Here is a 26042-nt window from a genome sequence, read left to right as displayed (position 1 = left end):
TGGTTAGGCGGTCACCGGGGATGTGGTGGAGAAAGCCGCTTCAGTGCGCGCGGCATCGAGGCCGGCGACGCGACCGAAGATCATTCCGCGCAGGACGGAGGTCCCACCCGGATACTTGCCGTGGTAAAGCCCGGTGCATTCGCCGGCCGCGTACAGTCCCGGGATCGGGGTTCTGTCCTCGCGGACGACCCGGGCTCGCTCGTCGGTGGCAAGCCCGCCGAAGGTGAAGACGATGGCGCACGAGACCGGCCATGCCCGGAACGGGCCCTCCCCCAGTGGCAGGGCCCAATTGCTTTTGGGCGGATCGAGGTGCATCGTGGCCAACCCGTCCGGCTTACGCCAGTCGAACTCACCCTTCGTGGTGGCGGCGTTGAATGCCGCGACCGTGTCCGCGAGCGCGGTGGCGGGCAGGCCGGTGGCCTCGGCGAGCTCCTGCAGCGAGTCGGCGCGCACGGGCTTGACCCCGGTGAGCAGGCCGCGCTCCCGATCGTCGACGCGGTCGAGCTGGGCGTCGGTCACGAACCAGGCGGTGCCGCCTTCCTGCGCCCAGATGGCCCGCGCCGTCGCCTCGTAGGTCTCGTCGACGGTGCCGCGCCCCTCGTCGAGGAACCGGGATCCGCTCCTGTTCACCAGGATGCCGTACGGGAAGACCATGACCAGCGCTTCGGGGTCCGAGCTGCGTGGGTCGACCGGCTCGGCGTGGAAGGAGTCCCACTGACCTGCTCTGGCCGCCCCCGCCTCAAGCGCCATCCGGATGCCCTCGCCGCGGTTGCCCGCGACGCTGGGTGCGATGGGCAGTAGCGTGCTCGCGTCTCGGCCGAAGGCCCCGGTGAGGCACGCGATGTCACCCTCGAAGCCGCCGGATGCGATCAACACGGCTCGGGCCGGAATCACCGTGGGACCGTCAGGGCCGGCGACGTGAAGGCCGGCCACCGAGCCGCCCTCGGACAACAATCCCTCCGCGGTCGTCGAGTACCGGAACTCGACTCCCAGGTCGTGGGCTGCGGGCCGCAAAGCGGCCAGCAGGGCCTCGCCACCTCCGATGGGCTGCAGGCGTGGCCGCGCACTGTTGATGAAGTAGGTCGGAAACCGGCGGAACCGCACCCCGTGCCCCTGGATCCACTCCATCGTCTCGGGCAGTCGTTCCACGAGCGCCTCGACGTACCAGGTCGGCGTCCGGCCGTCGGAGAATCCGACGACATCGTCGACGAAGCTCGGATCGGGCTCGTAGACGTCGTCGAGCCGGAAGTAGGCGGCGGTCCACCGGGTGTTTCCCCCCGCCTCCTGCTCAGTGGAGCGGTCGACCACCAAGACACGGGCGCCCTGCTCAGCCGCGGTCACAGCGGCCGACAGGCCGGCAATCCCGGAACCAACCACCACCAGGTCGTAGGGATTCTCAGTCATGGGTCACTCCTCAGGCACGCGGGTTGAAGGGGTCCTTGACGCCCTGGCCGGTGTCGACCCAGACGCTCTTCTCCTCGGTGTAGGCGTGCAGCGCCTCCGGCCCGTTCTCCCGGCCGTACCCGCTCTGCTTGTAGCCGCCGAACGGAGTGGCGTAGCCGGTCTTGCGGTAGTTGTTGATCCACACCGTGCCGGCGCGCAGCTTGCCTGCCACCCGGTGCGCACGCTGGACATTGCCCGTCCACACACCGGCTGCCAGGCCGAACTGGGTGTCGTTGGCGATCTTGATCGCGTCGGCCTCGTCGGTGAAGCGCAGCACCGACGCGATGGGACCGAAGACCTCTTCCTGCGCGATGGTCATGTCGTTGGTGACGTCTGCGAACACGGTCGGCCGGACGAACAAACCGTTCGGCAGCTCGTCGACGGTCGTGGGCACGCCACCGGCCACGAGCCGGGCACCCTCATCCGTCGCGACGTCGATGTAGTGCAGGACCTTGTCGAGCTGGGCGCGGTTGGCGATCGTGCCCATCTGAGTCAGGTCGTCCTGGGGGTCGCCGACGACAATGGCGTCGGCGCGGCGTGCGAGCTCCTCGACGACCTGGTCGTAGATCTCGTCCTGGACGAGGATGCGCGACCCCGCCATGCACGTCTGGCCGCTGGCGCCGAAGATCCCCGCGATCACACCGTTGATGGCGACGTCGACGTCCGCGTCGGCGAAGACGATGTTGGGCGACTTGCCGCCGAGCTCGAGGGACAGGCTCTTGAGGGTCTTGCCGGCCTGCGAGGCGATTGCCTGGCCCGTCGCGGTCGACCCGGTGAACGCAATCTTGTCGATCTCGGGGTGACCCGTGAGCGCAGTTCCCGACGGGTTACCGAGACCGGTGACGACGTTGAACACGCCCGGCGGCAACCCGCACTCGGCGGCGATCTCTGCGAGGCGCAGCGTGGACACCGGGGTGATCTCGGACGGCTTCGCCACCACGGTGCAGCCGGCGGCGAGGGCCGGGCCGAGCTTCCAGATCAGCAGCAGCAGCGGGGAGTTCCAGGGTGTGATGGCGGCGACCACGCCCAGCGGCTCCCGGACGGTGTAGTTGATGATGTTCGCCAGGTGCAGCGGGTTGGTGTGCCCTCCAGGCATCTGGGCGAGGCCGGCGTAGTAGGTGAAGTACTCGGGCAGCAGCTTCGCCTGCCCGTACATCTCCCGGTAGAGCTTGCCGTTCTCCTGTACCTGCAGGCGGGCCAACTCCTCGGCGTGCTCGCCGATCGCCTGGCCGAAGCGCACCAGGAACGCCGCGCGGTCGGCGGCCCGCCACGTCGGCCAGGGTCCTTCCTCGAACGCGCGGCGCGCGCTGCGCACCGCCCGGTCGACGTCGTCGGCCGAGGCGTCGGGGACCTGGGCCCAGACCAGCCCGGACGCGGGGTCGTCCACGTCGACGTACGCGGAGCCGGTCGGCTCCAGGAACGCATTGTCGATGAACAGGCCATAGCGGGCGGGCCCGGCGACGTCGCGTTGAGCGACGTCGCTGCCAACTGGGTGAGACATGAACGAACCTCTCAGGCTCTCTGGCGGGAGCAGCAGCGGCCGTCAGGCTAGAAGTTTGTCCCACAATCGGTCAATAGGACAGTTGGGCCGTACTGCTATCCTGGAGCGATCGGCCGGGACGGAAGGGGTAGCTCGATGAAGGTCACCCGGGTTCTGGCGCCGGTACGCGAGCAGGTCGTCGGGGCCATCCGAGCCGAGATCATCGGCGGCGCGCTGCAGCCCGGCCACAGGCTCATCGAGCGCGAACTGTGCGAGGAGCTCGACGTCTCGCGCAACACCCTGCGTGAGGCGCTGCGTCAGCTCGAGGCGGAAGGCTTCATCACCATCACGCCCTACCGGGGCCCGACGGTGGCCATCCTCTCGGATGACGAGGCACGTCAGGTCTACGAGGTCCGGGAGGCCCTCGAGTGCATGGCCGTGCGGTTGTTCGTGGAGCGAGCTGACGCAGCCGCGGTAGAGCGGCTGAGAATCACCGTTGCCCGGCTGCACGACGCCCACAACTCGGGCGAGGTCGGCGCCATGCTCGATGTCAAGAGAGACTTCTACGACGCCCTCTACGCGGGATGCGGAAACGACGTGCTCCACGGACAGGCCGCGCTCCTGCAGAGCAGGCTGTACCAGCTGCGGGCCCGGTCGCTGTCCACCACGGGCCGCCCCGCCTCGAGCATCGGTGAGATCGAGACCGTGCTGGCGTGCATCCAGGCGGGCGACACTGACGGAGCTGTAGCGCTGTGGGGGCAGCACATTCGCCGGGCAGCGGAGGCAGCCCTCGGCGCCGCCGCGCCCGACCGGGCTGCCGCGAGCGCGGCCCGCCCCCTCGGCACCGACAGCCGCACCTGATCCGAGCATCCTTCACAGGGGCACACCGACCAACCGCCAGCGCTCCCGGCGGGTCTGCCGGATCATGTCGGCACCAGCAGGACGACGACCGCAGTGCCGCGCGAGATCCGGGCACCGCGGGGTGCGCCGCGACACACTCGCGGCCATCGTCCTGGCCACGATCGTCCAGCCGGGTCGAGACCAACTCGATCCGTGTCGGAGCTCCTCCGTCATCGGTACCAGCACCGCGACCGGGCTCGTCCCTGGTCCTGAACCGGCGCTTCCGGACGCTCGATCGGGCAGTCCTGGAAGACTCCAGCAATGCAGGGCAGCTCACCAGAGCGAGAGGCGGGAGGCAGCGTGGACGTCCGTTCGGAACAGGAAGCGGTCGTCGGGCTGACCCAGGCGGAGGCTGACGCCCGTCGCGGTCGTGGCGAGGCGAACACGGCGGTCAGTGGGACCACGCGCAGCTACGCGAGGATCCTGCGCACCAACGTCTTCTCGTTCTACAACATGATCTTGTTCGTCATCGGTGCCGCCCTGCTCGGGCTGGGGCGCTATAGCGACGCCCTCATCAGCGTCGGGCTCGGGCTGGTCAACGCGCTGATCAGCGCCGTGCAGGAGATCCGCGCCAAGCGCAAGCTCGACCGGCTCCAGCTGCTCGACCGTGCGCCTGTGCTCGTCGTCCGCGACGGGCGGGAGGTCGAGGTCGCCGCGGACTCGGTCGTGCGCGGCGACGTCCTACGGGTGCGACCAGGCGACCAGATCGTGGTCGACGGGCCGCTGCTCGACGGTGGCTGGGTCGAGGCCGACGAGTCGTTGCTGACCGGTGAGTCCGATCCGGTCGTCAAGAACCCGGGCGACGAGCTGCGCTCGGGCACCTCATGCGTAGCCGGCGAGGGCCTGCAGCATGCCCGCGACGTCGGGCCGGTCAGTTACGCGGGCCGGCTGACGGCGCAGGCGCGCCGGGTCACCACCGACAAGACGCCACTGCAGCGGCGCATCGAGTTCGTCATCCGTCTGGTGATGGCGCTCGTCGTGCTGATGAGCGGGACGATCCTCGCGCAGGCCGCGCTGGAGGGGTTCAGCCTGCTGCGCGTTGTGCAGATCACGGCCGTGCTGTCCGGTCTGGTGCCCTATGGGTTGTTCTTCCTCATCGCCGTCGCCTACACGGCGGGCGCAGCCAGGATCGCCGGACACGGCGCGCTGGTGCAGCAGGTCAACGCCGTCGAGTCGGTCAGCAACGTCGACGTCGTGTGCACCGACAAGACCGGCACTCTGACCACCGGCCGGCTCGCCCTCGCGCAGGTCGAACCGCTCGGCGGGCGGGACACCGCCGAGGTCGACGCCGCGCTCGGGGGGTTCGCCCGCACCGCGACCAGCCCGAACCTCACCACGACCGCGCTGGCCGCGAGCCTGCCGGGCAGCGCGTGGACCATGCGCAACGAGGTGCCGTTCGCGTCCTCGCTGCGCTGGTCCGGCGTCGTCACGGGCGAGGGCGCCTGGGTGCTCGGCGCTCCGGACGCGCTCGCCCCGCACCTCACCGGCGGCCTGGACGTCTCGGACGAGGTCGCCGCGCACGCCGCGCGGGGGTTGCGTGTGCTCATGCTGGCCCGCGCCGCCGACCGGACCGCCGAGCTGCGCGACGCGGCCGGTCACCCGATGCTGCCGGCGCTGGAGCCGGTCGCGGTGGTCGCGCTGGCCGACGAGCTGCGCCCGGAGGTCACCCAGAGCATCGCTCGGTTCCACGCCGACGGCGTCGCGCTGAAGGTGATCTCCGGTGATGACCCGCGAACGGTCGCGGCCCTGGCCGTGCAGGCCGGACTGGACGCGGGCGAGCCGGTCTCCGGGGCAGAGCTGGACGGCCTCGGACCCGACGACACGGCTGCGCTGGACCGGCTTGTCGCCCGCACCACGGTGTTCGGCCGTGTCGCACCGGAGCAGAAGGAGCGGATCGTCGCGTCGCTGCGTCGCCAGGGCCGCTACGTCGCCATGATCGGTGACGGGGTGAACGATGCGCGCGCCCTCAAACGTGCGCACGTGGGTGTCGCGATGCGCAGCGGCAGTTCCGTCACCCGCGACGTCGCCGACATCGTCCTCGTCGACGACTCCTTCGCCGCGTTGCTGCCCGCCCAGCACGAGGGACGTCGGATCATCAACGGCATCGCCGCGTCGATGTACATCTTCCTGGCCCGGGTCGCCACCCAGGGCCTGGTGATCCTCGCGGTGACCATGCTCGGGCTGGGCTTCCCCTACTCCCCGACCCAGGTCGGGCTGACCCTGCTCACCGTGGGTGTCCCGACGCTGTTCCTCACCTTCTGGGCCCGCCCGGTCACGCCCGACAGGAACCTGCTGGGCAACCTCGCCCGCTTCGTCATCCCGGCCGCGGTGCTCACGGCCGGGTTCGGCACGGCCGTCTACGCCTACCTGTACCAGCTGGTATTGGCGGGCTTCACCAGCGGACGCACCCCGGCACAGGTGGTCAGCCAGTTCGAGAGCTACACCGGGCTCACCTACACCGACAGCGAGTTCTCCACGGCGGCGGCGACGATCGGAGCGCAGACCGGCCTGTCCACCTTCGTCTGCCTGGCCTCGTTCGTGCTCATCCTCTTCCTCGCCCCACCCACGCGGTTCTTCGCGGCCTGGACCCGGCCCACTGACGACCGGGGACCGGCGGTACTGGTCGCCGCGCTGCTCGTGGCCTTCGCCGCCGTGCTCTTCACCCCGGCCTTGTCGAACTACTTCGGGTTGACCGGCGCCGCACCGCCAGTGTTCGAGGCAGTGCTGCCCGCTCTGGGGCTCTGGTTCGCGGCACTGAGCGCCGCCTACCGGATCCGGCTGCTGGACCGCGTGCTGGGGCTCGATGAGCTTGCGCGCGTCCCCACCGAGAGGTGACGGGGCGGGACCCGGTCTTGCGGGTCGCGGCCGACCTGGACCAGCGATCTGGTCACCGCAGCGAGGCGAGTTCCACGAGCTGGGTGAGATCGTCCAGCTCGGCCACCTTCCACACCGCTGCGTCGAGCTCGGCGGCTTGCGCTGCACCGAGCACGGGGTCGGCGAGGCCGTGGAACTTCGCGGCGAGCTCGCTGTCGGTGATCCGGTTCTGCGGAGTGCCCGTCGCGTGCTCGACGACGACCTCGATCCGCCTGCCGTCCCTGGTGTGGCCGACGGCCACCGCCTCGGTGTGGTCGATCTCGCTGCTGGCGACCGGCGTGATCCGGGCCATGAGGTCGCGCACGCGCGGGTCGGCCACGTTGGCCTCGGTGAACTGGTGCTCGCCCGCCGTTCCTTCGATCAACGCGATCGCACAGGCGAAGCCGACGCTGAACTTGCCTCCCAGGCCGGTGCCCGGCTCGGTCCTGCCGGTGAGTTCGAGGACGAGCGGGTGAACCCGCAGGTCGATGCGCTCGAGGTCCTCGGCGGCGAGGCCGCGTACCGAGGCCAGCTGCCGCACCGCGTCGATCGGAGGATGGGGTGACGACGCCGCAGGCGTACGGCTTGACGCCGTTGTCGAAGATCTGCCACCGGCTGCTCATTCCGACGGTCAGGTCCTCCGGACTAGACCCCCGCCCTGATGCCCGTGCCGGCGACTCCCCTCCTCGATGTCACGCACGACGTACTCCACGGGCGGGTCGCGGCCCTCGACGAGGCAGCGCAGGGCAGGCAGTAGCCATCGTTGCCTGATCCAGGCGATGCGGTCGGAAGAGAATCGGACCGGAGGTGACGCGCATGATCCGCCCGCGCCCGACTCGTCGGGGGTGGCTGGCATCGTGCTGGCATGCGCGCAGCCCGGTTGCTGTCGGTTCTGTTGTTGTTGCAGGCCAGGGGCCGGATGACGGCGCGGCAGCTCGCGAGTGAGCTGGAGGTCTCGGTCCGCACGGTGTATCGGGACGTGGAGTCGCTGCACGCGGCGGGGATACCGCTGTACGGGGAGGCGGGCCATGCCGGCGGCTATGCACTGCTGGATGGCTACCGCACCCGGCTGACCGGGCTAACTTCGCAGGAGGCGGAGGCCTTGTTCCTCACCGGGTTGCCCGGCCCGGCGGCGGATCTCGGGCTGGGTGCGGTGCTGGCCACCGCCCGGCTGAAGCTGATGGCGGCGCTGCCCGACGACCTGCGGGAGCGGGCGAACCGGCTGCACCAGCGGTTTCACCTGGATACCTCGGGCTGGTACATCGATCCGGACCACACCCCGCACCTGGGGGAGGTGGTGGGCGCGGTGTGGGATCAGCGCCGGGTCCGGGTGCGCTACCGCCGGTGGGCGCCGAAACCGGAGGTGTCTCGCACCCTGGAGCCCTACGGCGTGGTGCTCAAGGGCGGCCGCTGGTACCTGGTGGCTGGTTCCCGCGGTGCGGCGGACGAGGTTCGGACCTACCGCGTCGCTCAGATCAGCCGCCTGCGGGTGCTGGACGAGCGGTTCGAGCGGCCCGCCGGATTCGACCTGGCCGCCCACTGGGACGCTTCGCTGCGCGAGTTCGACGCCCGCCGCCACACCGGCGAAGCGACCGTGCGGCTCACGCCGCGCGCGCTGGACCTGCTGCCGCATCTGTGGGAGCCGGCGCTGGTCTCGGCCGCGCGACACAGCGCCCGCCCCGAGGAGCCAGACGGTTGGTTGCGGGTGGCGATCCCGATGGAGTCGGTGGAGCACACCGGCGGGCTGCTGCTGCGGCTGGGCGCCGAGGTCGAGGTGCTCGAACCGGAGGCGCTGCGCGAGCACGTGGCCCGCACCGTCGCCGCTCTCGCCGACATGTACCACCTTCACTGACAGAAGATGTCAGCCGACCGTCCCTAAGGTTCTCGGTGCACGAACACCAGAACGACGGAGAGGACGGATCGTGATTTCCGCCGAGGAAACCTTCGACGGCACCTGGCCCTATCCCGCGCGCTACAGCAAAGCACCCGGATTCACCTACCACTACATCGATGAGGGCGAGCCCGGCCGAGGGCGCAACCTGGTACTGCTACACGGGGAGCCAACCTGGGGCTACCTGTGGCGCCACCTGATCGGCCCGCTGTCGAAGCGGCACCGGGTGGTGGCGCCCGACCACATGGGCTTCGGTAAGAGCGCCACTCCGCAAGACCGGACCTATCTGGCCGGCGAGCACGTTGACAATCTCGAAGCGCTCTTGGTCGACGAGCTGGACTTGCGCGGCATCACATTGGTGCTGCACGACTGGGGCGGCCCGATCGGTGCGGAGTTCGCGCTGCGCCATCCGGACCGGGTGGACCGCATCTTCGCCACCAACACCGTGCTCACCCTCGGGCTGCCCGGCTACGAGGATGCTTTCGCCGCGAACATGGCGGAGAGTGCCTGGTTCCGCTGGGCGCGTGCCGCCTACGCCGACGGCAGCTTCGAGCAGATCCTGGGCAACGCCGGGCACACGCTCACCCACCTGATGCTCGCGCTGCAGACCGTCGCCCGGCCGGAGATCGTCACCCCCACCTGGATCCGCGCCTACGCCGATCCGTTCCCCACCCCCGCCGAGTGCCGCGGCGTGATCCGGTTCCCCCGCCAGCTCGTCGCTCCCGACCCGGCGGACGCACCGCCCCCGCCGGACCCGGTCGCCGTGGCCGCCGTGCGGGCCAAGCCGGCGATGCTGGTCGAGGGCATGCGAGACACCGCGCTCATCCCCCGACACATGATCACAGCCTTCCGTGAGGCCTACCCGACCGCGCCCGTGATCGAGCTCGCCGACGCCGGCCACTTCACGCCGGAAGACGCCCCGGAGACCCTGCTCGCGTTGCTGGAGATGTTCTTGCAGGCGTAGCCCGGCCGCCTACCGTCGGCCGCCGTGCAGCACGACCGATGGCGCTTCACCGAACATCTCCACGAACGAACGGCGCCGACCCCCGACCTGCGCACCCATCTCGAACGCGTAGACGGGCGATTGCTGAGATCAGTCCGTCCAACCAGGAGCTTCAAGGTGCTGTCCTACCCGTCGGGGATGACCGTGTCCACTCGCGCGCTCGGCGTGCTGTCCGATGCGTTGCGGGCTCACCGCAACCAGCGGGCGACGCGGTGGCGCAAGCTGACCGCTGGCCGCCAGGCCCTGCTGGTCGTGGCCTACCTGCGCAAGGGCGAGACCTACACGGACCTGGCCTGCGGCTTCACGATCGGCACCTCGACGGTCTACCGCTACATCCGCGAAGCACTCGACCTCCTTGCCGCGATGGCGCCGACCCTGGAGCAGGCGATCGAGGTCGCCGCACGGAAGGCGTTCGTAATCCTCGACGGCACTCTGCTGCGCATCGACCGAGTCGGGATGGCGTCGGGTTACGACCGGGCGTTCTACTCGGGCAAGCACAAGGCTCACGGGCTGAACGTGCAGGTCATCGCCGACCCGATCGGCCAGCTGGTGTGGATCTCCCCGCCGCTGCCCGGCGCACGCCACGACATGGGCGCCGCCCGCGAACACGGCATCATCGACGCGCTCACCGCCCATGGGATCCCCGCAGCCGCCGACACCGCCTACCAGGGCGCCGGAACGACGGTCGCGGTCCCACAGCGACGTCGCCGCCTCGATCCAGCCACCGGCCGCTACCGGCGACTGTCGACCAACCAGCGCGAGGTCAACACCGTCCACGCCCGCCGCCGCGGACCGGGCGAGCGGGTCAACGCAGAGCTGAAGAACTGGCGCATCCTGCGCAAGATCCGCTCCAGCCCGAACACCGCCGACAAGCTCATCGCCGCAGTTCAGACCCTCATGCTCACCAACGCCTGATCAGGTTGGCAAAGGCTCATTGAGGAGTCGTTCCAGGCCACCGAACCTCACCGGACTCGATGATCACCAGGTCCGACGCTCGAGCTCATGGCGACTGGCCCCTGATCGCGATGCTCGCGCACGCCCTGCTGTCCGTGATCGGCGCCGCTGCGCGAACCGATGAGCCGCAACCCCTCCAGCCGCGCCTCTCCTGTGCGTCGATCAGCCACCGGCTGGTGGAGCGCCGCCGGGCGATCCGCCACCCGGACCCGCGCCCATGCCGGCGGCCTCCCGCTGCGTGACGCTGCCGGCGTAGTCGTTCGAGGGATCGCGGTAGATGGTGTGGATGTGCCCCCATCCCGAGGTGGTCACTCCGTCGACGTCGGCACCCGCCGAGCCCTCCTGGCTCGCGAACTCGATGTAGACCTCCGGGCCGGAGATCTGGAAGTAGATGCCCTCCCCGGTGGTCATGTCGTACGCGGTGGCACCGGACCAGTTGATCCACGTCTCGTCGAGCGTCACCTCGATCTCGGCCAACGCAGTGGACGTGGTCTGCTCGTCGGACAGGCCGGCCCAGTTGGCGATGACGTCGAGCAGCAGCCGCCGCTGCTCGTCGGTCAGCTCGGCGCCGGACAGGCCGGTGCCCGTCGGGTAGTCGCAGGTGCCACCCGGGGCGCACTGCATCGTCTGCAGCTGCTCGCCCTGGTAGAGCGCGGCCTGCTGCTCCGCCGTCAGGCTGTCGTAGAAGGCGAAGGCGGTCTCGTACATCCCGGCGAGCGGCTGCACCTGCTCGCCGTCCCCGTTCGGGTAGACGGCCGGCTGCGACCCGAGGTGCGTCGGCGCGAACGTGATGGCCCCCGCCGCCCTGTCCAGGGTGGCGTTGATCCCGAGGTGGTGGCCGCCGAACTGCACCTGCCAGGCGCTCGAGTCGGACGGGTCGCCGAAGAAGGCGATGTAGTACTGGCCCAGCGAGTCCTCGGTGCTGCTGCTGTTGTCGAGCAGGTACTGGTCGCCCTCGATGATGCCCACGGCGGTGGCGTAGCCCTCGTCGCTCAGCAGCGCCTGTAGCACCGTCAACGCCGCGGTCTGCTGCTCCTCGGTGAGGTCGGTGAGGTTCAGCCCCGCACGCTCGACGAACGTGACCGGGAAGTTCGACCACGACGTCGTCTTCGTCTCGTCGTCATAGGCGTACAGCAGGGTCTCGCGCTGTTCGTCGGACAGGGTCGCCAGGAAGGCCTCGGCGGCGGCCGTCGTCCCGGTGATGGTCTCGGTGGTCGTCGTGGCCGAGGTGGCCTCGGAGTCCACCAGAGTGGTGGTGATCGACGAGGAGGAGTCCGTCGCGGCCGACCCGGTGGCCGAGCCGGCCGCGCACCCGCTCAGCGCCAGCACACCGACCAGCAACGTCGATACGAACCAGGCGGACGTCCTGTGGGCCGGCCGGCGGGAGCGGCCGGGCCCCTGCGCTTCGGCGTTGCCGATGTCGGTGCTGTTCACGTCATCGACTCTGAATCGCGAACCTGTCATCCTCCTGTGCGGCGGCTGTCAGCAGGAAAGCTGCCCCCTCGATCCGATCCGCGGTGCCTGGACCGGATGCCCCAGCGATCCGGCGGTCCCGGCGGACACCTGCGAGGGGGCGCGACCACCTGGACCAGCAGATTTCTCTTCGTGCGTCGCACAGTGCTCTCGGTCAAGAGAACGACGTGCCATCGTCGCGCCCGGCGTCGTCAGCGATCGAGCACGACCACGCCGTCGTCGTCGCTGAACAGCATCGCCCCGGGTCCGAACGTCGCCGAGCCGAGGTGAGCTCCACGTCCCGCTCGCCCGCACCGGTCTTCATACTCTTGCGCGGGTTGGAGCCCAGCGCCTTCACGCTCCAACTCCGCGAGTCGAGTGGCATCGTCAGTCGTCGTGCCCGGCCTGGTGCCGCGTCGATCTCGGCCTGCTTCACCCAGCCCCGCAACGTCTCCGAGTGAATCCCAAGCTGCTCACCGATGCGCCGGTAGACGTTCCCGCCCCCGCAAGCAGGGTCAGCCTTGGCGTCCAGCACGAGCCGGATCGCTCGTTCCCGCAGCTCGTCGGGGTACTCCTCGGGGCGGCCATCCTTCGATCATCCTCCAGGCTTGAGGCTTGATGGTCTCCAACAAACCCGGGACGGGACACATCCCGGAGGCCGTCGGCGGCGTGCTGGCAGTGCTCGCAGGCCTATCACCGGTGAGGGACTCGTAGGCAACGGGCCGGCCACCGAAGGCTGCGATCACTGCCAGGAACCCAGGCGGCAGGACTATGACGCGGGGCCATAGCTGGCCGAACCGTTGACCGCCTCGTCGGGTCTGCCTAGTATCCACCACGACCGCAAACCGAACTTTTGTTCGCTATGCGGTTGCGCAAGTCCAGCTCGGCGAAGGGGGCGAGCCATGAGAGTCTTCGGTCGAGGCGCGGCCGTGGCCGCGGTGCTGCTGGCACTGAGCGGGTGCTCCGTGATCCCTGGACTCGGGCCGGACGGCCCGTATCCCGACGACGACCTCACCTTCGTGGTTCCGTACGGACCTGGTGGCTCCACCGACCCTGTCTCGCGGAAGTTCGCCGCGGAGCTGGAGAAGGAGCTCGGCGTCGAGGTCGTGGTGGAGAACCGCGAGGGCGGCTCGGCGACCATCGGCACCAGCCGGATCGTCAAGTCGCCCCCCGACGGCTACACCATCGGGCTGACCTCCAACAGCGCCTGCTGTTACCAGCCGCTGCTCACCGACGCCCTGCCGTACTCCTCCACCGCGGATTACCAGCCACTGGTGAAGCTGGCGGACCTGCCGACCATCCTCGCCGTCCGCGCCGACGCGCCATGGCGGAACATCGAGCAGTTCATGGACGACGCACGGCGGCGCCCCGGGCAGATCACGGTCTCCAACTCGGGTGCGCGGACGGTCAACGACCTCACCGTGGCCCAGCTCAACCAGGTCGGGAAGGTCGACCTCACCAGGGTCCCGTTCAGCGGTGGCGGGGGTGAGGCACTGACCGCGCTGTTGGCAGGCGAGGTCGACGCCAACGCCGGTTACGCGCCCTCGTTCACCGAACACGTCAAGGCCGGCAAGGTCCGGATCCTCGGGGTCTTCCGCGACGGCACCTATGACGCGGCACCGGATGCCGAATCGTTTCCCCAGGCCGGGTACGACGTGACGCTGCCCGCCTCGTACTACGTGATCGCCCCCAGGGGAATCCCCGCCGACGTGCTGGCCACCCTGCAGGCCGCCGCGGACAGAGCGGTACGTACGCCCGCGTTCGCGCAGTTCGCCGAGGACGAGGGGTACGTGACAGAGCACCTCACCCCGGACCAGATCACCGCGGAGCTCGACGGATTCACGGCCGAGTTCCAGCGGATCAACGCCGCACTGGGGGAATGACCATGGCCGCCACGGAGACCTCCACAACCATGGACGGCGTACGCCGCGGCCGGATGATCGTCGGCACGGTCGTCCTCATCGCCGGGCTGGCGTACACCGTGCACGCATTCAGCCTGCCCTTGGGCACCATGGCGCAGCCGGGCGCCGCGCTCTTCCCGCTCATCGTCGGCGTCGCCACCATCGTGATCAGCATCCTCACGATCGGCGAGGCGCGGTTCACCACGAAGGTCACCGGCGAGGTCGGGCGTCCGGCACCCGGTCGTACGCGCGTGGTACTCGCCATGTCCGGCGCCATCGTGGGTTACCTGCTGCTCCTGCCGTTCATCGGCCCGTACCTGGGCGCGGGCCTGTTCGGCGCGGTGGCCGTGCTGCTTCTGCGGGACGGGGTCCGGTGGAAATCCGTGCTGTACGGCGCGGCACTCGGACTGCTGATCACCTATGTCTTCATCGAACTGCTGGGCGTACGCCTGGCGGCCGGTTCGCTGACGGGGGTGTGAGCGCATGGGCCCCCTCGACGGCCTGCTGTTCGGTCTGGAATCCGCGCTCACCCCCGAGTTGCTGCTCGCCTCGCTGGTGGGCGCGCTCGCAGGCACGATCATCGGTGTGCTGCCCGGGCTCGGTCCGGTCGCCGGTGCCGCGCTCGTCCTGCCGCTGACGTTCTCCATGTCGCCGATCGTCGGCATCGTGATGATCGCCGCGATCTACGTCGGCTCCATGTACGGCGGATCCACCACCGCCGTACTGCTCAACATGCCCGGCGAGGCCGCCTCCGTGATGACCGCGGTGGACGGTCACGCGATGGCACAGAAGGGCCGAGCCGGCGCGGCACTGAGCATCATGGCGATCGGCTCGTTCATCGCCGGCGCCATCGGCGTCGTGCTGGTCACGCTCTTCTCGCCGGTGCTCGCCGGGGTGGGCCTGCTGTTCGGGCCGGCCGAGTACCTGGCACTGGTGGCCGGCGGTCTGATCGCCCTGGCCCGGGTCGCCGGGGGGAGCGCGGCCAGCGGCTTCCTGCCGATGATCGTCGGGGTGCTGCTCGGGACGATCGGCCAGGAGGCCATCACCAGCACGTTCCGGTACACGATGGACGTGCCGGAGATGGCGCTCGGTGTGGACCTGGTGCCGGTCGCGATCGGCCTGTTCGGCATCGCCGAGTTGCTGCTGCTGCTCGAGAACCCCGGCCGGTCGGCGAAGCCCACCCGGGTCCGCTTCCGCGAGCTGCTCCCCACCCGGGACGAGTGGCGCGCCGCGTGGCCTGCCTGGGGCCGCGGCTCGGTGGTCGGGTTCGCGTTCGGCCTGCTCCCCGGGCCGTCGGCGACGCTGTCCAGCTTCGCGTCCTACCGGTTGGAGAAGAGCGTCGCGCGGAACAAGAAGGCGCTCGGCACGGGTGCGGTCGAGGGCGTGGCCGCACCGGAGGCGGCGAACAACGCCGCGGCGATCGGCGGCCTGGTCCCGCTGCTCTCCCTCGGCCTGCCGTTCTCCGCCACGTTCGCACTGGTGATCTCGGCGATGGTGGTCCAGGGCATTGAGCCGGGACCGCTGCTGATCGAGGACAACCCGGAGATCTTCTGGTCACTGATCGGCGCGATGCTGGTCGCCAACCTCATGCTGCTGGTGCTCAACCTGCCGCTGGTCGGGGTATGGGTGCAACTGCTCCGCATCCCGCAGAGCCTGCTGCTGCCCGGCATCGTGGTGGTGGCCGTCATCGGCTGCTACAGCGTGCGGAACAGCCTGCTCGACGTGTACATGCTCGGGCTGATGGCGGCGGTCGGGTACGTGATGCGCAAGCTCTCCTTCGACCTGGCGCCGTTCGTCCTCGGGCTGGTCCTCGGTCCGCTGGCGGAGAAGCACCTGCGTGAGGGGCTCTTCCTGAGCCGGGGCGACATGTCGTACTTCGTCTCGAGCCCGATCGCGATCACGCTCTGGGTGCTGGTCCTCCTCCTCGTCGTCGGGGCCGGGATCCGGACCGTGTTCACCCGCCGGAGGCGGACATGAGGGTTGGCATGATCCTCTCCGCCGCGCCGGACGGTACGGCGAGCGCCACCGGCATCGCCGACAGCGCCCGCCGGATCGAAGCGGCCGGGCTCGACGGCGCCTGGGTGTTCGACGCCTTCAACCGCGGGTTCGCATTGCCGGACCCGCTGATCGCACTCTCCGTGGCGTCCACCGTGACCGACCGGGTCGAGCTCGGCACCTGCATCCTCCAGCTGGGGCCGCGTGCGGCCGGGGAGCTGGCGACGCGCGTCATGACCACACATCTGCTCTGCGGGGACCGGCTCTCGCTCGGCGTGGGCGCAGGTTCGACGCGTGGCGACTTCCATGCGGCCAGTGCCCCGTACGGCGAGCGGCGCCGGCGGTTCGACGACGCGCTGGACGTCCTGCCCCGGCTGGTCCGCGGCGAGTGCGTGGACGGCGTCGACCTCACGCCGTGGCCGGAGGTGCGGAGCGGACCGCGGATCCTGATCGGCTCCTGGGCCCGGCCCGAGCTGATCGAGCGGGCGGCCACCACGTACTCCGGTTGGATCGCCTCGGCGGCCAAGGGCGGGCGGCTGGCCGAGGGCGTCGCGCGATACCGGGCGGCCGGCGGCGAGCGCGCCGTGGTCACCAACATCCCAGTGGACCTGACCGGCCCGGACGAGCCGCGCGATCCGGACCGCCCGCTCGACCTGATCTGCACGGCGCGACGGGCGCGAGAGCGCCTCGCCTGGCTGGCCGATCTCGGGTTCGACGACGTGATCCTGCGGACCGCACACCACGACGAGCGGAGCCTCGCAGCCATCCGCGAGCTGGTGTGAGCGCCAGGCCGCCAGGCAGGACGAGGAGGAGGAGGTTCGGAGAACGTGTCCGTCGACATCGAGGTGCGGGACGCGGTCGCGGAGATCGTGCTCAACCGGCCGGAAGCGATGAACTCCATCGATCCACCGGCCCGTGCCGCACTGCACGCGGCCTTCGAGCGCGTCGCCGCCGACCCGGAGATCCGAGTCGCGATCATCACCGGTGCGGGCGAGCGTGCGTTCTGCACCGGCTCGGATCTCAAGCGCACGATGCCGCCTGCGGAGTCGTACGCGCAGGGCGCCTTCGGCGGGGACGGCCGCGGCGACCACCTGTTGCGTGGCTTCCCACGGGATACGCCGGTGATCGCAGCGGTCAACGGTTACGCGATCGGCGGCGGCCTGGAGATCGCCCTCGCCGCCGACATCCGGGTCTGCTCGCCGAACGCGCAGTTCGGGCTCTCGGAGGTGCGTGTCGGCAGCATCCCCGGGGCCGGCGGTACACAACGCCTGACCCGGGCCGTAGGCCGTTCCACGGCGATGCAGATGCTGCTCACCGGCGACCGTATCGACGCCGCGGAGGCGCACCGCACCGGCTTGGTCAGCGAGGTCGTGGGGCCGCCAGCTGTGCTGCTGGACCGGGCGCGGGAGATCGCCGCGCGGATCGCGGACAACGCGCCGCTGGCCGTACGCGCTGTCAAGCGACTGGCCATCGACGGCGCCGACCTGCCGCTGGACCGCGGTGTGGAGCTGGAGAACTACGTCTGGGGTCTGCTGCGGGACACCGAGGACCGCATCGAGGGCCGCACGGCCTTCGCCGAGAAGCGGCCGCCGCGCTACCACGGCAAGTGAGGAAGGCGAATGACGGAATCGCTGAAGGACCGCGCCGCGATCGTCGGCGTCGGCAAGACACCTCAGGGCAAGGTCCCGGGAAGCACGCAGCTCTCGCTGGCCACCGACGCCTTCACCGCGGCGCTCGCGGACTCGGGGCTGGAGAAGTCGGAGATCGACGGCCTGCTGACCTTCCCGGGCACCACGGCGCCCGAGGGGCCGCTCAACTACCTGCGGGTGGCCGAGACGCTCGGCATCGACCCGGCCTACACCGGCAGCATGTCGATGGGGGGCGGCACCGCAGGCGCGCTGGTCCAGATGGCCGCGATGGCGGTGGCCACCGGCATGGCCACCACCGTGGCCTGCGTCTTCGGTGACGCGGCCAAGACCGGAGGCTCGCGGTTCAACCGGGCGTCGGGCTGGGGCGACTCGTGGGGAATCTGGGGGATGATGGGCGCCGCCGCCAACAGCGCGATCGCGGCCAGCCGGCACATGGCCCTGTACGGCACCACCAGCGAGCAGCTCGGCGAGGTGGCGGTGGCCTGCCGCCGGCACGCCTCCATGAACCCCGACGCCGTGATGCGCACGCCCTTCACGCTCGCCGACCACCAGGCCTCCCGGTGGATCGTGGAGCCGCTGCACCTGCTGGACTGCTGCTTGATCAGCGACGGCGGCGTCTGCATCATCGTCACCTCCGCCGAACGCGCCCGGGCGCGGGAGACGAAGCAGCCACCGGTCTTCCTCTCCGGCATGGGCCAGGCGTACACGGCCCGCACGCTGGAGCGGCCGGACTGGTGGTACGTGCCCCACCAGAAGGACGCGCTGGACAAGGCGTACGCGATGGCGGGCGTCGGGCCCGCTGACGTCGACGTGGCGCAACTGTACGACAACTTCAGCATCAGCGTGCTGCTCTGGCTGGAGCACGCCGGCTTCTGCGGGGTGGGCGAGGCCGGCCCGTACGTGGAGGGCGGGCGGATCCAGCTCGGCGGGGACCTGCCGGTCAACACGGCGGGCGGCAACCTGTCGGAGTCGTACATGGAGGGCTGGCTGCACATCGTCGAGGGCGTCCGCCAGCTCCGCGGCGACTGCGGTGAGCGCCAGGTCTCCGGTGCGGAGGTCTGCCTGGTGACCGGCCGTGGCATGACGCTGAACTGCTCCAATGCGATGATCTTGAGCAAGGACGGGCTGACGTGAGCACGTACGACAAGCCACTGCCGGAGCTGACCGAAGAGAACCGCCCGTTCTGGGACAGCCTGCGCGAACGCTCCACGCTGAGCCTGCAGCGGTGCGACGCCTGCGGGCACATCCGCTATCCCGTCGGCCGGGTCTGTCCCGAGTGCCTGGCCCCCGGCGCCACCTGGACCGACGTCTCCGGTGGTGGCGAGGTGCTGTCCCGGATCGTCTTCCACCAGGTCTACAACCAGGCGTTCGCCGACGACGTGCCCTACAACGTGGTCCTCGTGCAACTCGACGAGGGCCCGCGGATGTTCAGCAACGTGGTGGGCATCCCGAACGACGAGGTCCAGGTCGGGCTCCGGGTACGGCTGCACTGCGACCCGGTGACCGACGAGGTCACCATCCCCCGGTTCATCCCGGAGGAGCCATGACCGGAGCGCTCACGGGGTTGCGCGTCCTCGACCTCTCCGGGGCGTTGGGCAACTACTGCGCCAAGTTGTTCGCCGAGCTCGGCGCGGACGTGGTCCTCGTCGAGCCGCCCGGCGGGTCGGCACTGCGGGCCGAACCGCCGTTCGCCGGCGACGTGGTCCACCCCGATCGCGGCCTGACCTTCGGCTACGTCAACACCGGCAAGCGCGGCATCGTCCTCGACCTGGACAGCCCGACCGGGGTGGAGACGCTGCGCGAGCTGGCGCGCACAGCCGACCTGGTGATCGAGTCCGATCGTCCCGGTGTGGCCGCGTCACGCGGCCTGGCCTGGGCGGACCTGGCCGCGCTCAACCCTGCCCTGGTGCTGACCAGCATCACGCCGTTCGGGCAGAGCGGCCCGTACGCCGCGTACGAGGCCGACGACCTCCTGCTGGTCGCACTCGGCGGGTTCCTCTCCCTGTCGGGCTACCCGGACGGGCCGCCGGTGCGACCGGCGGGCGAGCAGGCCGTCGCCGCCGGCAACCTGTTCGGGGCCGTCGCCTCGATGATGGCGCTCACCTCGGCCGAGCTCACCGGACAGGGACAGCACGTGGACGTCTCCGTGCAGGAGAGCGTGGTGCTCGCGCTGGAGAACGCGGTGCAGTACTACGACCTGGAGCAGACGGTGCGCGGCCGGAGCAGCGGCCATGCCGCCCGCGCCGGATCCGGCGTGTTCGGCTGCGCCGACGGTCACGTGTACATCCTTGCCGCGGGCATCGGCGGCAACCGGTTCTGGCCCCACTTCGTGGGCTGGATGGAGGACGAGGGCGTCGCCGAGACCGGGCTGCTCCACGGCGAGCGGTGGAACGAGCGGGAGTACGTCGTCGGAACGGAGGCCCGGGAGATCTTCAACCGGATCTTCGGCAGCTTCACCGCGGGGCGCACCAAGGCCGAGCTCTACGCCGAGGCGCAACGCCGCAGGGTCCCGCTCTGCCCCGTCAGTACCGCGGCCGACCTGGTGGCCAGCCGGCAGCTTCAGCACCGGGGATACCTGGTGGAGCAGACCGGGTTCGGCGCGCTCATGCCCGGCGCACCGTACCGACTCAGCGCGACGCCCTGGCAGACCACCGGCCGCGCTCCCCTGCTGGGCGAGCACACCACCGAGGTGCTCGCCGAGATCGGAGTGAGCACATGAACGGGCCGCTGCACGGCGTCCGCGTGATCGACTTCTGTTGGGTCGGGGCCGGTTCCTTCACCACGAAGATCCTGGCCGACCACGGCGCCGACGTGATCAAGGTCGAGAGCGCGGCCAAGGTCGACGGCATCCGGCTCAGCCCGCCGTTCGCGGGAGGTCAGGCCGGGCTCAATCGCAGCGGTTACTTCGCCGACCGGAACACCAGCAAGCGCAGCATCTCCCTCGACATGAAGACCGAGGGCGGCCGCGAGCTCGCCCGCAGGCTCGTCACCGACTGCGACGTGGTGGCCAACAACTTCACCCCCGGCACGATGGACAGGTTCGGCCTCGGCTGGGAGAGCGTGCACCGGCTCAACCCGCGGGCCGTCTACCTCGCCATGTCCATGCAGGGCGACTCCGGGCCGGAGCGCGACTACCTCGGGTACGGCTCCACGATCAGCGCGCTGGTCGGGCTCCACCACTTCACCGCCGTCCCCGGGCGGCCGCCGCTGGGCACCGGCACCAACTACCCGGACCACGTGCCCAACCCGTGCCACGCGGCCTTCGCGCTGCTGGCTGCGCTGCGCCACCGGCGACGTACCGGCGAGGGCCAGTACATCGACGTCGCGCAGACCGAGCCCACGATCGCGCTGCTCGGCCCGCTGATCATGGACTGGACGGTGAACGGCAGGGACGCCGGGCCACAGGGCAATGGGCATGCACGGCGGGCACCGCACGGCGTCTACCGGTGCGCGGGCGAGGACCGGTGGATCGCGATCTCGGTCCTCCACGACGAGCAGTGGCCGGCGCTGGTCCGGGTGCTCGGGCTGAGCGGCCCGCACGAGGAGTGGCGGGACATGGACGGACGCCATCGGGACCGGGAGCGGCTCGACGCGGCGCTGGCCGCGGCCGTGGCGGAGCGCACGGCACCGGAACTGGCCGCGCGGCTGCGTGCGGCCGGTGTGCCCGCCGCGCTCGTGCAGAACGCCGCCGACCTGGTCGACGACGACCCCCAGCTCGCCGAGCGGGAGCACTGGCTGCGGATGGACCACCCGGAGATGGGCGACAGCCTGTACAACGCCCCGCCGTTCCGGCTCACTGGCACGCCCGTACGTCCGCAGCGCCCGGCGCCGCTGCTCGGTCAGCACACCGGCGAGGTTCTCCGCGACGTACTCGGCCTGACGGACGCGGAGATCGAGGAGTACCGCGGAGCGGGGGTGCTGCGATGACCGCCAGGGCGCCGGCAGCGCTGCGGATCGCAACGTTCGCGGCTGCTGCACCCGGGCCGACGCCGTACGTCCAGGACACCGTGGCCCGCGCCGTGCTGGACACCGTCGCCGTCGCGGTGGCAGCCAGGCACGACCCGATCGTCGCTGCCCTCACCGCGTACGCCGGTACCCCGGGCGAGGGCTGCAGCCGGATCTGGACGGGCGGCCACGCCGCGCCGGAACGGGCAGCACTGGTCAACGGCGCCGCCGCGCACGTCCTCGACTACGACGACGTCACGTCCCTGATGCGCGGCCACCCGAGCGTGGCCCTGCTTCCGGGCCTGCTCGCGTTGGCCGAGGCCGAGGACACCGACGGCACCGCGGTGGCGGCCGCGTACGCGGTGGGCTTCGAGGTAATTCTGAAACTCTCCCGCGCCGTCGGCCAGCAGCACTACGCCGCGGGCTGGCACTCCACCACCGCGATCGGCGGCATCGGCGCGACCGTGGCCGCCGGCCACCTGCTCGGCCTCACCGAGACCGGCATCGCCGACGCGATCGGGCTCTTCCTCGGCCAATGTGCCGGCACCCGGGAGAACTTCGGCACCCAGGCGAAGTCCTTCCAGGTCGGCGCGGCCTGCGCGGCGTCGGTCCGATCCGCGCTGCTGGCCCGGGCCGGGCTCGACGCCGGCCACGGCGCTCTGGACGGTCCGGCCGGCTTCACCGTCCTGTACGGCGGCGGCATGGAAGGCGTCGAGGCGCTCCACGCGCAGCTCGACGGGCTCGGCGCCGGGGCCGGCGAGCTGCGAATCGCCGGGCTGGACGTCAAGAAGTACCCGCTTTGCTACGCCACGCACCGCGCCCTGGACGCCGTGCTCGACCTGCGCACCGAGGCCGACCTCGGCGCCGCGGACGTCACGGGGATCGACGTCCGTACCAGCGGCGCGGCGCTGGTACCGCTGGTCCACCACCGCCCACGGACCGGCCTCGAGGCCAAGTTCAGCATGGAGTACGCGATCAGCGCGGCCCTGCTCGACGGGCACATGCGGCTGGCAGGCTTCACGGATGCGGCCGTCAACCGGCCGCAGGCGCAAGACCTGATCCCCCGGATACGCGCCACGGAGGCCGACACCCCGCTGACGCCGCGCTGGGCCGAGGTGAGCCTCGATCTCACCGACGGCCGGGTGCTCCGCCAGCGTACCGAGGTGCTCCGCGGTAGCGCGGCAGCGCCGATGTCCCTGGACGAACTCACCGAGAAGGCCACCGACTGCTTCGGCCACGGCGGTGCCCCCGAGGCGGCACGCCCCTTCGCCGACGCGCTGCGTACGTGGACCGGCCGCACCGTACGGGACGTACTGGCGCCACTGCCGGCCGCGCCGCCCGAGAACCAGGAGAGCTCATGAGCGAGCGTCAGGTCACCGACATCCGGCAGCGGGTCCGGGCCTTCGTGACCGAGGAGTTGCAGCCGCTGGAGCCCCAGATCATCCGGTGGGAGCTGGAGGCCTCGCAGCGGGTGGAGCCGTTCACCGGAGAGGCGGGCCGGAGCTACCTCTTCGACCCGCTCGGCGACCTGCCGGCCGAGGTGTACGAGCGGCTGCTCGACGCGGCCCGCGAGCGCGGCTTATGGGGCATCGACGTACCGGCCGAGTACGGGGGCCTCGGTCTGACCAACCAGGCGAAGATGGCAGCGATCGAGGAGATGGCCAAGACCATCGTCCCGTTCGTCCTGCCACCGGACTCGCCCAACCTGCACTGGCTCTCCGCTGCCTGCTCCCCCGATCAACGGGAGCGCTACCTGGAACCGTACGCGCGGGGCGCGATCACCTCCGGGATCGGGATCACCGAGCCTGGCGCCGGCTCCGACGTCTCCGGGATCCAGACCACCGCCGTACACGAGAACGGCCACTGGGTGCTCAACGGCCGGAAGAAGTGGATCGGCAAAGCCGACTGGGCCGACTTCCTCATCGTCGTCGCGGTGACCGACCCGGAGAAGGGCTCCCGCGGCGGCATGACCTCGTTCCTCGTCGACCGCGGCACTCCCGGGGTGGTGGTGGAGCGTCGGCTGCCGACCATCTCCAACTACCGGCCCTGTGAGATCCGCTTCGAGGACGTGGGGCTCGACGACGAGCAGGTGCTCGGCGAGGTCGGGCAGGCCTTCGTGCCGATGCAGAACCGGCTGTCCGTGCGGCGCCTGGAGATCGCCGCCCGCTGCGTCGGCGCCACGGAGCGGCTGCTCGACATGATGATGGAGCACGCCAAGCAGCGGGTCACCTTCGGCGAGCCGCTCGCCTCCCGGCAGACCGTCCAGAACTGGATCGCCGACGCCGGCATCGGCCTGCACGCCAGCCGCCTGGTCAACCGGGACGCGGCCGCCAAGCTGGACGCGGGCGCGAGCGACATCAGGTTCGAGGCCTCCACGGCCAAGGTGCTCGGCACCGAGCTGCTGCAGCGGGTCGCCGACGAGTGCCTGCAGGCACACGGCGGGATGGGCCTGGGCAAGGACCTGCCGATCGAGTACTACTACCGGCTGGTCCGCGTCTGGCGGATCGTCGAGGGCGCCTCCGAGGTGCACCGGGTGACGATCGCTCGGCAGCTGCTCCGCAAGGGGATGCCAGCGACGGCGGTAGCCCTGACCGGGGGGACACCATGAAGGTCGAGGCCGTGCTCCGGGAGGTGCCGCTGCGGGACGTACCGGCCGTGGCCGGCAAGTTGGATGCGGCCGGCGTCGACGTCATCGCCGACGTCGAGACCCGGCGGGACCCGCTGCTCACGCTGATGGCGGCGGCCCCGGCGGTGTCCCGCGCCGAACTGGCCACCGCGATCACGGTGGCGTTCCCGCGTACGCCGATGGTCCTGGCCGTACAGGCGCGGATGCTGGCCGACCACACCGGCGGCCGGTTCCGGCTCGGCCTCGGTACCCAGGTCCGGCGGCACGTGGAGGACCGGTTCGGCGCGCAGTGGTCCTCGCCGGGACCGCGGATGCGCGACTACGTCCGCGCGCTCCAGGCCATCTGGGCCTCCTGGGCCGACGGTGGCGAGCTCGCCCACCAGGGGCCGTTCTTCCAGCACACCTTGATGACCCCGGGGTACGTCCCTGACTCCGACCACGCGCACATCCCTGTCGACCTGGCCGCGGTGAACCCGTACAACCTGCGAACCGCGGCAACGCTCTGCGATGGCGTACGGCTGCACTCGTTCTGCACGCGCGCGTACGCAGCCGAGGTCACCCTCCCGGTGCTCCGGGATGCCGCCGAAGGGGCGGGGCGGACCATGGCCGACGTCCGCGTCTACGGCGGCGGCTTCGTCGCCACCGGCGCCGACACGGGTGAGCTGCGCGCCGCGCGGGAGTACGTCCGGTACCGGGTCGCGTACTACGGGGCCACCAAGGCGTACCTGCCGGTCCTCGCCCAGCACGGCCTCGAGGAGCTCGGCCACGAGCTGCGTGCCATGGCCAGGGCGGGCCGCTGGGCCGAGATGGCCGCCCGCGTCGACGACGACGTGCTTGCCCTCTTCTGCGCCTCGGGCACGTACGACCGGATCGCCGGCGCGGTGGCCGAGCGCTTCGCCGGCATCGTCGACGTCATCCAGCTCCCGGCCCCGCCGCCCGGTACCGACTGGGAAGGCCTGCGGCGCGCCGTCGCCGCCATCGCGGAGATCTGATCAGGGCTCCTGCGCGAAGGACCGGCGGGCACCGAAGATCAGGCTGACGTCGCGCGCACCGTCCAGCAGCGGGGGGACGATGCGCCGCTCGACCTCGTCGAGGTCGAGGCGGTTGCCGTGCGCGGAGACGTTGATCGCGGCGACCACCTGCTCCCCGTCGCCGAAGACGGGGGCGCTGACCGACATCAGACCCCGCTCGAGCTCGTGCTCGGTGGTCGCCCACCTCTGGCTGCGTACCGTGGCGAGCTCCGCGCGCAGGGCGGTCTCGTCGGTGGTGGTGGCGTCGGTGACGGCGGTCAGCTTGGCGGTGGCGAAGTACGCGTCCAGCTGGTCCGGCGGGAGGTAGGCGAGGATCGCGCGGCCCATCGAGGAGGCATGGGCAGGCACCCGCCCGCCGACGAACACCGCCACCGTCACCAGCCGACGGCTGGTGCGGGCAACGCAGACGACGTCCGTGCCGTCCAGCACGCCCGCGAGCACGTTCTCGTCGACCGCCTCGCTGAGCCGCTCGAGCAGCGGGTTGGCCGCATCCCAGGGGTGGACCGAGGACAGGTAGCTGTAGCCGAGCTCGAGCACGGTCGGGCTGAGCGAGAAGTACCGCCCTGCCAACCGGACATAGCCCAGGCTCTCCAGGGTGAGCAGGAAGCGGCGGGCCGCGGACCGCGGCATCCGCGTCCGCTCGGCGATCTCGGTCAGCGTCATTCGAGGGTGCCTGGGGGAGAAGGCCCTGATGATCTTCAGCCCGCGTTCCAGGGACTGGACGTACTCGGCAGGACGTTCCTCGGCGCTCAAGCGCGTTCACCCGGGTTGACTGGGACCATGCGGGTCAGGGTAGCGAGCGCAGGTTGCGACTCGACACGAACGAGCCCGCGCTCGTAGTCAAAGACGCCCCTGACCGCTCTCGTCTCCGGCAATGGCGGTCCTCATGGAGTCCGCCCCCCCTGCGGAACCGGCAACG

21 protein-coding genes and 2 pseudogenes are annotated in these 26042 nt (G+C 70.7%); 17 read left to right on the top strand and 6 right to left on the bottom strand.

From position 1 onward, the window contains the following. Positions 1–3: 3 nt before the first annotated feature. Entirely contained in the window at positions 4–1404 is a 1401-nt protein-coding gene (locus CFP66_RS38825) for an FAD-dependent oxidoreductase (protein ID WP_094930363.1), read from the bottom strand. Between the two features lie 10 nt (positions 1405–1414). Then, a complete protein-coding gene (locus tag CFP66_RS38820) occupies positions 1415–2944 on the bottom strand; it encodes an aldehyde dehydrogenase (RefSeq protein WP_094930362.1) in 1530 nt (509 codons plus the stop codon). Between the two features lie 135 nt (positions 2945–3079). On the opposite strand from CFP66_RS38820, the gene CFP66_RS38815 reads away from it, so the two are divergent. Continuing rightward, positions 3080–3784, top strand: coding sequence for a GntR family transcriptional regulator (locus tag CFP66_RS38815; RefSeq protein ID WP_094930361.1), 705 nt, complete (start codon positions 3080–3082; stop codon positions 3782–3784). 339 nt (positions 3785–4123) lie between these two features. Further along, positions 4124–6658: an HAD-IC family P-type ATPase gene (locus CFP66_RS38810; RefSeq protein WP_233160066.1), complete on the top strand. Its 2535-nt coding sequence runs from the start codon at positions 4124–4126 to the stop codon at positions 6656–6658. Positions 6659–6710: 52 nt separating this feature from the next. Here the strand turns inward: CFP66_RS38810 and CFP66_RS38805 are convergent. Next, positions 6711–7241, bottom strand: a pseudogene (locus CFP66_RS38805) (hypothetical protein); the annotation flags it as partial. A gap of 300 nt (positions 7242–7541) precedes the next feature. On the opposite strand from CFP66_RS38805, the gene CFP66_RS38800 reads away from it, so the two are divergent. The 3 genes from CFP66_RS38800 to CFP66_RS38790 all read left to right on the top strand — a co-directional run bounded on the left by CFP66_RS38800 (position 7542) and on the right by CFP66_RS38790 (position 10485). Continuing rightward, positions 7542–8528 (top strand): YafY family protein, encoded by a 987-nt coding sequence (locus CFP66_RS38800; protein ID WP_094930358.1) that lies wholly within the window; start codon positions 7542–7544, stop codon positions 8526–8528. Positions 8529–8598: 70 nt separating this feature from the next. Then, a complete protein-coding gene (locus CFP66_RS38795; RefSeq protein WP_094930357.1) occupies positions 8599–9531 on the top strand; it encodes an alpha/beta fold hydrolase in 933 nt (310 codons plus the stop codon). A gap of 156 nt (positions 9532–9687) precedes the next feature. Beyond that, positions 9688–10485, top strand: a complete 798-nt coding sequence (locus CFP66_RS38790; RefSeq protein ID WP_094930356.1) for a transposase family protein — start codon at positions 9688–9690, stop codon at positions 10483–10485. A gap of 201 nt (positions 10486–10686) precedes the next feature. On the opposite strand, the gene CFP66_RS38785 is transcribed toward CFP66_RS38790, so the two are convergent. Together CFP66_RS38785 and CFP66_RS50510 are read right to left on the bottom strand one after the other, a co-directional pair. Next, positions 10687–11958 (bottom strand): DUF3500 domain-containing protein, encoded by a 1272-nt coding sequence (locus tag CFP66_RS38785; protein WP_198961969.1) that lies wholly within the window; start codon positions 11956–11958, stop codon positions 10687–10689. A 193-nt stretch (positions 11959–12151) separates the two neighbouring features. Then, positions 12152–12544, bottom strand: a pseudogene (locus tag CFP66_RS50510) (hypothetical protein); the annotation flags it as partial. Between the two features lie 334 nt (positions 12545–12878). Here CFP66_RS50510 and CFP66_RS38780 point away from each other — a divergent pair. The 12 genes from CFP66_RS38780 to CFP66_RS38725 are packed head-to-tail and all read left to right on the top strand — an operon-like array spanning position 12879 to position 25084. Beyond that, on the top strand, positions 12879–13859 hold the full coding sequence (locus tag CFP66_RS38780; RefSeq protein ID WP_094930354.1) for a tripartite tricarboxylate transporter substrate binding protein: 981 nt from the start codon (positions 12879–12881) through the stop codon (positions 13857–13859). A gap of 2 nt (positions 13860–13861) precedes the next feature. Beyond that, positions 13862–14356 carry a tripartite tricarboxylate transporter TctB family protein gene (locus CFP66_RS38775; protein WP_158228386.1) on the top strand — a complete coding sequence of 165 codons (495 nt, stop codon included), beginning with the start codon at positions 13862–13864 and terminating at the stop codon, positions 14354–14356. A 4-nt stretch (positions 14357–14360) separates the two neighbouring features. Beyond that, positions 14361–15854, top strand: coding sequence for a tripartite tricarboxylate transporter permease (locus tag CFP66_RS38770; RefSeq protein WP_094930352.1), 1494 nt, complete (start codon positions 14361–14363; stop codon positions 15852–15854). Continuing rightward, positions 15851–16654, top strand: a complete 804-nt coding sequence (locus tag CFP66_RS38765; RefSeq protein ID WP_094930351.1) for an LLM class flavin-dependent oxidoreductase — start codon at positions 15851–15853, stop codon at positions 16652–16654. The genes CFP66_RS38770 and CFP66_RS38765 overlap by 4 nt, the downstream gene beginning before the upstream one ends. Positions 16655–16699: 45 nt before the next feature. After that, the gene (locus CFP66_RS38760) at positions 16700–17482 is read left to right on the top strand and encodes an enoyl-CoA hydratase/isomerase family protein (protein ID WP_094930350.1); all 783 of its coding nucleotides are present in this window, start codon (positions 16700–16702) and stop codon (positions 17480–17482) included. Between the two features lie 9 nt (positions 17483–17491). Next, positions 17492–18655 (top strand): hypothetical protein, encoded by a 1164-nt coding sequence (locus CFP66_RS38755; RefSeq protein ID WP_094930349.1) that lies wholly within the window; start codon positions 17492–17494, stop codon positions 18653–18655. Then, a complete protein-coding gene (locus CFP66_RS38750) occupies positions 18652–19068 on the top strand; it encodes a Zn-ribbon domain-containing OB-fold protein (protein WP_198961968.1) in 417 nt (138 codons plus the stop codon). The genes CFP66_RS38755 and CFP66_RS38750 overlap by 4 nt, the downstream gene beginning before the upstream one ends. After that, on the top strand, positions 19065–20240 hold the full coding sequence (locus CFP66_RS38745) for a CaiB/BaiF CoA-transferase family protein (RefSeq protein ID WP_094930347.1): 1176 nt from the start codon (positions 19065–19067) through the stop codon (positions 20238–20240). The genes CFP66_RS38750 and CFP66_RS38745 overlap by 4 nt, the downstream gene beginning before the upstream one ends. Then, entirely contained in the window at positions 20237–21448 is a 1212-nt protein-coding gene (locus CFP66_RS38740) for a CaiB/BaiF CoA-transferase family protein (protein ID WP_094930346.1), read from the top strand. The genes CFP66_RS38745 and CFP66_RS38740 overlap by 4 nt, the downstream gene beginning before the upstream one ends. Then, positions 21445–22827: an MmgE/PrpD family protein gene (locus CFP66_RS38735; protein ID WP_094930345.1), complete on the top strand. Its 1383-nt coding sequence runs from the start codon at positions 21445–21447 to the stop codon at positions 22825–22827. Before CFP66_RS38740 ends, CFP66_RS38735 begins: the two co-directional genes overlap by 4 nt. Continuing rightward, positions 22824–24074: an acyl-CoA dehydrogenase family protein gene (locus CFP66_RS38730; protein WP_094930344.1), complete on the top strand. Its 1251-nt coding sequence runs from the start codon at positions 22824–22826 to the stop codon at positions 24072–24074. Before CFP66_RS38735 ends, CFP66_RS38730 begins: the two co-directional genes overlap by 4 nt. Further along, positions 24071–25084 (top strand): TIGR03617 family F420-dependent LLM class oxidoreductase, encoded by a 1014-nt coding sequence (locus CFP66_RS38725; protein ID WP_094930343.1) that lies wholly within the window; start codon positions 24071–24073, stop codon positions 25082–25084. Before CFP66_RS38730 ends, CFP66_RS38725 begins: the two co-directional genes overlap by 4 nt. On the opposite strand, the gene CFP66_RS38720 is transcribed toward CFP66_RS38725, so the two are convergent. Beyond that, the gene (locus tag CFP66_RS38720; RefSeq protein WP_233160065.1) at positions 25085–25786 is read right to left on the bottom strand and encodes an IclR family transcriptional regulator C-terminal domain-containing protein; all 702 of its coding nucleotides are present in this window, start codon (positions 25784–25786) and stop codon (positions 25085–25087) included. Positions 25787–26042 lie beyond the last annotated feature (256 nt).

Origin of the sequence: Pseudonocardia sp. MH-G8 (assembly GCF_002262885.1) — a bacterium.
In the GTDB taxonomy this organism is placed as follows: domain Bacteria; phylum Actinomycetota; class Actinomycetes; order Mycobacteriales; family Pseudonocardiaceae; genus Pseudonocardia.
The sequence above is the reverse complement of the archived record's forward strand: the minus strand, read 5'-3'. Positions and strand labels throughout refer to the sequence as shown.

Bases quoted from the DNA above. Each gene is read 5' to 3' on its own strand.
- CFP66_RS38800 (WP_094930358.1), top strand. From the start codon at position 7,542: ATGCGCGCAGCCCGGTTGCTGTCGGTTCTGTTGTTGTTGCAGGCCAGG.
- CFP66_RS38730 (WP_094930344.1), top strand. From the start codon at position 22,824: ATGAGCGAGCGTCAGGTCACCGACATCCGGCAGCGGGTCCGGGCCTTC.
- CFP66_RS38765 (WP_094930351.1), top strand. From the start codon at position 15,851: ATGAGGGTTGGCATGATCCTCTCCGCCGCGCCGGACGGTACGGCGAGC.
- CFP66_RS38720 (WP_233160065.1), bottom strand. From the start codon at position 25,786: ATGACGCTGACCGAGATCGCCGAGCGGACGCGGATGCCGCGGTCCGCG.
- CFP66_RS38820 (WP_094930362.1), bottom strand. From the start codon at position 2,944: ATGTCTCACCCAGTTGGCAGCGACGTCGCTCAACGCGACGTCGCCGGG.
- CFP66_RS38740 (WP_094930346.1), top strand. From the start codon at position 20,237: ATGAACGGGCCGCTGCACGGCGTCCGCGTGATCGACTTCTGTTGGGTC.
- CFP66_RS38725 (WP_094930343.1), top strand. From the start codon at position 24,071: ATGAAGGTCGAGGCCGTGCTCCGGGAGGTGCCGCTGCGGGACGTACCG.
- CFP66_RS38735 (WP_094930345.1), top strand. From the start codon at position 21,445: ATGACCGCCAGGGCGCCGGCAGCGCTGCGGATCGCAACGTTCGCGGCT.
- CFP66_RS38755 (WP_094930349.1), top strand. From the start codon at position 17,492: ATGACGGAATCGCTGAAGGACCGCGCCGCGATCGTCGGCGTCGGCAAG.
- CFP66_RS38745 (WP_094930347.1), top strand. From the start codon at position 19,065: ATGACCGGAGCGCTCACGGGGTTGCGCGTCCTCGACCTCTCCGGGGCG.
- CFP66_RS38825 (WP_094930363.1), bottom strand. From the start codon at position 1,404: ATGACTGAGAATCCCTACGACCTGGTGGTGGTTGGTTCCGGGATTGCC.
- CFP66_RS38770 (WP_094930352.1), top strand. From the start codon at position 14,361: ATGGGCCCCCTCGACGGCCTGCTGTTCGGTCTGGAATCCGCGCTCACC.
- CFP66_RS38780 (WP_094930354.1), top strand. From the start codon at position 12,879: ATGAGAGTCTTCGGTCGAGGCGCGGCCGTGGCCGCGGTGCTGCTGGCA.
- CFP66_RS38775 (WP_158228386.1), top strand. From the start codon at position 13,862: ATGGCCGCCACGGAGACCTCCACAACCATGGACGGCGTACGCCGCGGC.
- CFP66_RS38815 (WP_094930361.1), top strand. From the start codon at position 3,080: ATGAAGGTCACCCGGGTTCTGGCGCCGGTACGCGAGCAGGTCGTCGGG.